The 7291-nt window shown below is 66.6% G+C and carries 8 protein-coding genes; 4 read left to right on the top strand and 4 right to left on the bottom strand.

Annotation, left to right across the window (positions count from 1 at the left end):
- The 3 genes from AC2VOU_RS17995 to AC2VOU_RS18005 form a co-directional block, all read left to right on the top strand.
- Positions 1–935 (top strand): class I SAM-dependent methyltransferase (locus AC2VOU_RS17995; protein ID WP_486958599.1); only part of this gene is annotated, 935 nt, incomplete at its 5' end.
- A 9-nt stretch (positions 936–944) separates the two neighbouring features.
- On the top strand, positions 945–1847 hold the full coding sequence (locus AC2VOU_RS18000) for a class I SAM-dependent methyltransferase (RefSeq protein WP_486958600.1): 903 nt from the start codon (positions 945–947) through the stop codon (positions 1845–1847).
- Entirely contained in the window at positions 1844–2758 is a 915-nt protein-coding gene (locus AC2VOU_RS18005; protein WP_486958601.1) for a class I SAM-dependent methyltransferase, read from the top strand. Before AC2VOU_RS18000 ends, AC2VOU_RS18005 begins: the two co-directional genes overlap by 4 nt.
- On the opposite strand, the gene sppA is transcribed toward AC2VOU_RS18005, so the two are convergent.
- Complete coding sequence (gene sppA, locus AC2VOU_RS18010; protein ID WP_486958602.1) at positions 2755–4536, bottom strand: signal peptide peptidase SppA; 1782 nt, start codon at positions 4534–4536, stop codon at positions 2755–2757. The genes AC2VOU_RS18005 and sppA overlap by 4 nt on opposite strands.
- A gap of 254 nt (positions 4537–4790) precedes the next feature.
- On the opposite strand from sppA, the gene AC2VOU_RS18015 reads away from it, so the two are divergent.
- Complete coding sequence (locus AC2VOU_RS18015; RefSeq protein WP_486958603.1) at positions 4791–6023, top strand: serine hydrolase domain-containing protein; 1233 nt, start codon at positions 4791–4793, stop codon at positions 6021–6023.
- A 10-nt stretch (positions 6024–6033) separates the two neighbouring features.
- On the opposite strand, the gene rplO is transcribed toward AC2VOU_RS18015, so the two are convergent.
- From rplO to rpsE, 3 genes are all read right to left on the bottom strand, one after another.
- Positions 6034–6474 (bottom strand): 50S ribosomal protein L15, encoded by a 441-nt coding sequence (rplO, locus tag AC2VOU_RS18020; protein ID WP_486958604.1) that lies wholly within the window; start codon positions 6472–6474, stop codon positions 6034–6036.
- Complete coding sequence (gene rpmD, locus AC2VOU_RS18025) at positions 6471–6665, bottom strand: 50S ribosomal protein L30 (RefSeq protein ID WP_486941704.1); 195 nt, start codon at positions 6663–6665, stop codon at positions 6471–6473. The genes rplO and rpmD overlap by 4 nt, the downstream gene beginning before the upstream one ends.
- Positions 6662–7291 (bottom strand): 30S ribosomal protein S5 (gene rpsE, locus AC2VOU_RS18030; protein WP_486958605.1); only part of this gene is annotated, 630 nt, incomplete at its 5' end. The genes rpmD and rpsE, both read right to left, overlap by 4 nt.

Here is a 7291-nt window from a genome sequence, read left to right on the forward strand (position 1 = left end):
GACGCACCGACGACGACACCTGGGACCTCGCATCAAGTGTCGGCGCGACCGCCACCATGGTGGCCGCGGCCCGCGCGATGGCCAGCAGGGCCGACCGGCCGCTGATCAACGATCCCTACGCCGAGCGCCTTGTTCGAGCGGTCGGCCTCGAGCTGTTCACCAAATTGGCCACCGGCGAGCTGTCCCCCGCCGACCTCGAGGACGACAACGACGGTGCGCCGGCCGGTGCGCAGCGGATGACCGACAACATGGCGGTCCGCACGAAATTCTTCGACGAGTTCTTCGTCGAGGCGACCAACGCGGGCATCAAGCAGGCGGTGATCCTGGCTTCCGGCCTGGACGCGCGCGCCTACCGGCTCTCCTGGCCCGACGGCACCACCGTGTACGAAATCGATCAGCCGCGAGTCATCGAATTCAAGTCTCGGACGCTGGCCGAGTTGGGCGCCCAGCCCACCGCGCACCGTCGCGCGGTGGCCGTCGACCTTCGCGAGGACTGGCCGGCCGCGTTGCGTGCCGCCGGCTTCGACCCCGCTCAACCCAGCGCGTGGAGTGCCGAGGGTCTACTGGGCTACCTGCCGCCCGAAGCCCAGGATCGGCTGCTCGACACCATCACTGAGCTCAGCGCACCCGGCAGCCGGATCGCCACCGAGAGTGGGCCCACCCGCGACAAGGACCACGAGGAGCGGGTCAAGGACCGGATGCGGACCGTCTCACAGCGCTGGAGTAAACACGGGCTCGACCTCGACATGACGCAACTGATCTACTTCGGCGAACGCAACGAGGCCTCGCCGTATCTGTCCGATCACGGGTGGCAGATGAGCGGCAGCACCATCCGAGAGTTGTTCTCCGCCAATGGTCTTGCACCGCTTGCCGAAGATGACCTGCCGTTCGGCGACCGTCTCTATGTCAGCGGCACGCTGACCGACAAGAAATAGGAGCTTTCAATGCCACGCACCCACGACGACAGCTGGGACCTGGCCTCCAGCGTCGGGGCCACCGCCACCATGGTGGCGACCTCGCGTGCGATGGCCTCTCGCGGGCCCGAACCGCTGCTCGACGATCCGTTTGCCGAGCCGCTGGTGCGTGCGGTAGGTCTAGGGCCGTTCGTTCGTCTCCTGGACGGTGATCTCAGCCTCGAAGACGACCCGATGCTGAATCGCAAGACGCGGACCGAGCAAATGGCCGTGCGGACAAGGTTCTTCGACGACTTCTTCTTGGGCGCTGCCGCCTCCGGTATCCGGCAGGCGGTGATCCTGGCTTCGGGCCTGGATACCCGCGGCTACCGGCTGCCGTGGGGCGACGGGGTGGTGGTCTACGAGATCGACCAGCCACAGGTGATCGAGTTCAAGACCCGCACGCTGGCCGACCTCGGCGCCGCACCGACCGCGGAACTGCGGACCATCGCGATCGATCTGCGCGACGACTGGCCGGCCGCGCTGCGCGCCAAGGGTTTCGACACCGGCCAACCCACCGCATGGAGCGCCGAGGGCCTGTTGCCCTATCTGCCGGCCGACGCGCAAGATCGGTTGTTCGACAACATCACCGCGCTCAGCGCACCGGGTAGCCAGCTCGCCACCGAACACGTTCCCGATCCGAATGCCTTCACCAGTGACCGCCTCAAACAGATCAGCGAGCGCTGGCGCACCTTCGGCTTCCACCTCGACGCCGAAGACCTGTTCTATGTCGGCGACCGCGCCGTCGTCGCCGACTACCTCACCACGCACGGCTGGCAGGTGGACGCGCACCCGGCCAAAGAGCTCTACGCCCGCAACGGTTTTGAATTCCCCGAGGAGTCGACGATGGCGGTGTTCGGCGAGATGAGCTACGTCAATGCGACGCTGAAATGACGCGCACCGACGACGACAGCTGGGACTTGGCTTCCAGCGTCGGCGCCACCGCGACCATGGTCGCCGCGGGTCGCGCGATGGCGACCAGGGATGCCCGGCCCTTGATCGACGATCCGTTCGCCGAGCCACTGGTCCGGGCCGTCGGGCTGGATTTCTTCGTCAAGATGATCGACGGAGACGTCGACGTCTCACTGTTCCCGAATTCGTCGCCGGAACGGATGCGGGCCATCGTCGACGGAATGGGATTGCGCACCAAGTTCTTCGACGACTACCTCCTGGCCGCCGTCGCGTCGGGCGTACGGCAGGTGGTGATCCTGGCTTCGGGTCTGGACGCCCGCGCCTACCGACTGCCCTGGCCCTTCGGGACCACCGTCTACGAGATCGACCAGCCGCAGGTGATCGAGTTCAAGACGCGCACACTCGCCGGTCTCGGCGCCGAACCCACCGCGACGCGTCGCACGGTCGCGATCGACTTGCGCTACGACTGGCCGGCGGCGCTGCGCGCGGCGGGGCTGGACATCGGCGCACCGACCGCGTGGCTGGCCGAGGGACTGTTGATCTACCTGCCGCCAGAAGCTCAGGACCGGCTGTTCGACAACATCACCGCGTTGAGCACACCGGGCAGCACGGTCGCAACCGAATATGTGCCGGGGATCATCGATTTCGACGAGGACCGGGCCCGCGAAATGGCTGCCCCGCTTCGTGAGCAGGGCGTCGACATCGACATGCCCTCGCTGATCTACAGCGGCCAACGCAGCCATGTCGCGGAATACCTGCGCGGCAAGTCGTGGGACGTCACCGACATCTCTCGCGAAGACTTGTTCCGTAACAATGGACGGGCCGTCCCCACCCCGGAGAATGACGATCCGCTGGGCGAGATCATCTACATCAGCGGAACGCTGCGAGGTTAAAAACGCGACTCCCCCAACCACAGCACGCTGGCGCCGGCCAGCGACCGCTCGGCCTGCTCGACGATGCCGACTACGGACTGAATAATCAACGCGCCCAACGCATCCGGCAACGATGCCGCCGCGGGCTGGGACGACGGTCGTGGCCGCAGGTAATCCCATACCGACGAACCCGGGTAGCCGACCAGGCGAACCTTGGCGTCTTCGTCGAGACCCGCCAGCGCCTTGGCCTTGCGTATCGCGGTGCGCAGACCGCCGAGCTCGTCGACCAGGCCGTGGTCGAGGGCGTCGGCACCGGTCCACACCCGACCTCGGGCCACCGCTTCGACCGCGTCGACACTCAAGTTGCGGCCGTCGGCGACGCGCTCGACGAAGTCGGTGTAGAACAGATCCGCCTCGGCCTCGACCTGCGCCTGCTGCTCTGGCGTGAACGGCGCATTGATCGACCATGCGTCGGCATTGGCGTTGGTGCGCAGGGCATCTGAGCCGACACCCAGCCGCTGTTTGAGGTCGCGGGCGATCAGCTTGCCCGTCACCACTCCGATCGACCCGGTGATCGTCCCGGGGTTGGCCACAATCGCGTCGGCGCCCATCGAGACGTAGTAGCCCCCGGATGCGGCAACCGAACCCATCGACGCGACGACGGGCTTTCCGCGCTGACGGGCCTTCTCCACTTCCCGCCAGATGGTTTCCGACGCAGTGACCGAGCCACCCGGCGAGTCGACCCGCAAGACGATCGCCGACACCGAATCGTCGTGTGCGGCAGCGCGCAGTGCCGCGGCGATGGTGTCGGCACCGGCGTTGGACGATCCCAATGGCAGCCGTGAACCGCCGCGGCCATTCACGATGGGGCCGGCGACGGTGATCACGGCAATAGTCGATCTCGGCCCGCGTCCGGGCATGGAAGGCCCTCCCGACCCGGTTGCCCGCGCGTATCGAGAGACAAAGAGTCGCGGCGGGGCGTCATCGCCGTCGGCATCTCCCGATCCCGGGCACAAACCTTCGGCCCCAACCAGTTCGGCGATTCGCCCATATGCCTCGTCACGGAAACCGATGCGGTCGATCAGCTTCGATTCCACGGCGACGTCACGCAGCAGCGGCGCGCGATCGGCCAGACCGTCGAGGCTGTCCCGGCCAATCCCGCGCGACTCGGCGATTGCCTGCCACACCTGGCGGCGCAGGCTCTCCAGCAGCCCGGTGTCGGCCTCCCGATGGGCGTCGGTGTAGCGATCCTGCGTGAAAAGATTTGCCGCCGACTTGTATTCGCCGCGGGCGACAAACTGCGCCTGGATGCCGGCCTTGTCCAGCGCGTCCCGCAGGAACAAGGCGCTGGTGGCGAATCCGATCAGCCCGACCGTCCCCGACGGCTGCATCCACACCTCGCCGAATGCCGACGCCAGGTAGTACGACAGCGTGCCTGGATAGTCCTCGGCCCAGGCCAGGGACGGTTTGACGGCGGTGAACGCCGCGATGGCCTCGCGTAGTTCTTGAACCGGGCCGACCGCGGCGGCCGGTAGCTGGACCCGTGCGATCAGGCCGGCGACGCGAGAGTCTTCGGCCGCCCGGTGCAGCGCCGCCACCGTTTCTCGCAGTACCAAGGGCCGACCGCTGCCGGTGATCATCGCGACGGGATCCAGTCCGCTGGTTTCCGGGGGCGCCGCCCGCAGGTCGAGTTCGAGCACACAGCCGTTGGGGACACCGTGGTGGCGAGCGGTGTCCACCCGGCGGACCAACGCGCGGATGTCGTCGATGCCCGGCGGATCAGGCAGGAAAGAGAACATGTCACGAGCCTACCGATGGTCCAGGAACGCCCCGACCGTCCGGTGGCAGGGAGCGATTTTCCATCTCTTTGCATCACCGGTTAGTCCAGCAGGCTCGACCGGCGCTGTCCGAGGTGCCTCCCATTTCTCGTTTTGTGACCACCGGCGATATCACCGCCCCGGGGGACATCGCATTTCGGCACAATTTCACTTCGACACAATGTCACGGGGGTGTTTTCGCTCGAAGGCGGGCACACAGCGGTATAACCACCAGCATGGGCAGCAGAGTCGCAGCATCGCCAGACCTGATCGAGGGCGACGTTGACGAGGGCTACGGCAAAGTTGCCGACGCATTCCGGGCGAACTTCGCCGCCCACCGCGAAATCGGGGCGGGCGTCGCGGTGTACCGCGAAGGCGTCAAAGTGGTCGATTTGTGGGGCGGCTACCGTAACGGATTCACCAGGGAGCCATGGCAGCGCGACACCATGGTCAATATGTTCTCCACCACCAAAGGTGTTGCTGCCCTTGCAATGGCGGTGGCGGTCTCGCGCGGACTGTTCGGCTACGACGACCACGTGGTCGACCACTGGCCCGAGTTTGCTCAGGCCGGCAAGGCCGGGGTCACCATCAGACAACTGCTCGCGCACCAGGCCGGATTGTGTGCGCTCAAGCCGATGCCTACCGTGCAGGACGTCGCCGACCCGCAACGGCTCTCGGCGATGCTCGCGGCGCAGAAGCCGGCGTGGCCGCCGGGAACCCGGCATGGGTATCACGCGATCACCCTGGGCTGGTACGAATCCGAGCTCATCCGTCGCACCGACCCGGCCGGCCGTACGCTGGGCCGCTTCTTCGCCGACGAAGTCGCCCGGCCACTCGTCCTGGATCTCTTTATCGGACTTCCGGACTCGGTGGACCGTGGCCGGGTGGCGCACTTACACCACTGGTCACGCGCGGAGGCGTTGCTACATCTCAATGTCATGCCGCCCGCGCTGGTGGCCGCGTCATTCAACCCGCTCGGACTGCTGGCCCGCGCCGGCTCCCTGCCGCGCAACGTCGCGCCGTGGAACGGCGACTACAACCGTGACGACGTACGTGCCATCGAAGTTCCGTCGGCCAATGGAATCGGCACCGCCAATGCCGTTGCCAAGCTTTACGGCAGCGCCGCGGTCAACGACGCCGCTCTCGGTTTGGCAACCGACGTCCGAGACGAGCTCATGGCCCGGCCGGCCGCGCCAGGCCACTCAGCACGGGACCGGGTACTGCGCGTCGACGTCGTGTATTCGCTGGGGCTTTCCAAGCCGGTGCCGCTGTGCGAGTTCGGCTCGTCGGACAAGGCGTTCGGCACACCGGGTTTCGGCGGATCGTTTGGCTTCGCCGACCCCGATACCGGAGTCGGCTTCGCGTATGTGATGAATCGCTTGGGTTTTCACCTGTGCAGCGACCCGCGAGAACTCGCACTGCGGCAGGCCCTGTTCCGTGATGTGCTCGCGGCACGGCCACAGAAGTAGCAAGCCCGCTTTAGAGCTCGGTCGCCGAACCGCCTGCCGCGGTGATCTTTTCCCGCGCGCTGCCGCTGAACTTGTGCGCGGTGACGTCGACCTTGACGGCCAGCTTCCCGTCGCCGAGAACCTTCACGAGGGTCTTCTTGCGAACCGCCCCCTTGGCCACCAGATCGTCCACGCCGACCGAACCGCCCTCGGGGAACAGCCGGTTGATGTCACCGACGTTGACCACTTCGTACTCGGTGCGGAACCGGTTACGGAAACCTTTGAGCTTGGGCAGCCGCATGTGAATCGGCATCTGCCCACCCTCGAAGGTGGCCGGCACGTTCTTACGGGCCTTGGTTCCCTTGGTTCCTCGACCGGCGGTCTTACCCTTGGAGCCTTCACCGCGGCCCACCCGGGTGCGCTTGGTCTTCGATCCAGGCGCGGGGCGCAGGTCGTGCAGTTTGATGGTCACTTGCTGCCTCCATCGGCCGGCTCGACCTCAATGAGGTGCTGGACAGCCTTGATCAGCCCGCGGGTCTGCGCGTTGTCCTCGCGCACCACGGACTGGCGGATCTTCCGAAGTCCCAGTGTGCGAAGGCTTTCCCGCTGCTTCCAGCGAGCGCCGACGACGCCGCGCACCTGGGTGATTTTGAGTTGCGTCATGATTGCGCGCTTCCTCCACGAGCGGCGGCGGCAGCCAGCGCTTCGCTTTCGCGGCGGGCTCGCAGCATGCCGGACGGCGCCACGTCCTCCAGCGGCAACCCACGTCGCGCCGCGACTTCTTCGGGACGCTGCAACATCTTGAGCGCGGCGACCGTCGCGTGCACGACGTTGATCGCGTTGTCACTGCCCAACGATTTGGACAGAATGTCGCGCACCCCAGCACATTCCAGCACCGCACGCACCGCACCACCGGCGATCACACCGGTACCGGGGCTGGCCGGACGAAGCAGCACAACGCCGGCGGCGGCTTCGCCTTGTACCGGGTGCACGATGGTTCCACCGATCATCGGAACACGGAAGAATCCCTTGCGGGCCTCCTCGACGCCCTTGGCGATCGCAGCCGGAACTTCCTTGGCCTTGCCGTAGCCGACACCGACCATGCCGTTGCCGTCGCCGACGATCACCAGCGCGGTGAAGCTGAAGCGCCGACCGCCCTTGACCACCTTGGAAACACGGTTGATCGTGGCGACCCGCTCCAGGTAATTGCTCTTGTCACCGTCACGGTCCCGACCGCCGCGGCCGCCACCATCGCGGCGGCCCCGGTTGTCACGCGAGTCGCGACGGTC

The organism is Mycobacterium sp. TH-M25, from assembly GCF_057473665.1.

What these genes read in the sequence shown, in the direction of transcription:
- rpmD (WP_486941704.1), bottom strand. Translation starts at nt 6,665, where the DNA reads ATGACGCAACTCAAAATCACCCAGGTGCGCGGCGTCGTCGGCGCTCGC.
- AC2VOU_RS18000 (WP_486958600.1), top strand. Translation starts at nt 945, where the DNA reads ATGCCACGCACCCACGACGACAGCTGGGACCTGGCCTCCAGCGTCGGG.
- sppA (WP_486958602.1), bottom strand. Translation starts at nt 4,536, where the DNA reads ATGTTCTCTTTCCTGCCTGATCCGCCGGGCATCGACGACATCCGCGCG.
- AC2VOU_RS18015 (WP_486958603.1), top strand. Translation starts at nt 4,791, where the DNA reads ATGGGCAGCAGAGTCGCAGCATCGCCAGACCTGATCGAGGGCGACGTT.
- AC2VOU_RS18005 (WP_486958601.1), top strand. Translation starts at nt 1,844, where the DNA reads ATGACGCGCACCGACGACGACAGCTGGGACTTGGCTTCCAGCGTCGGC.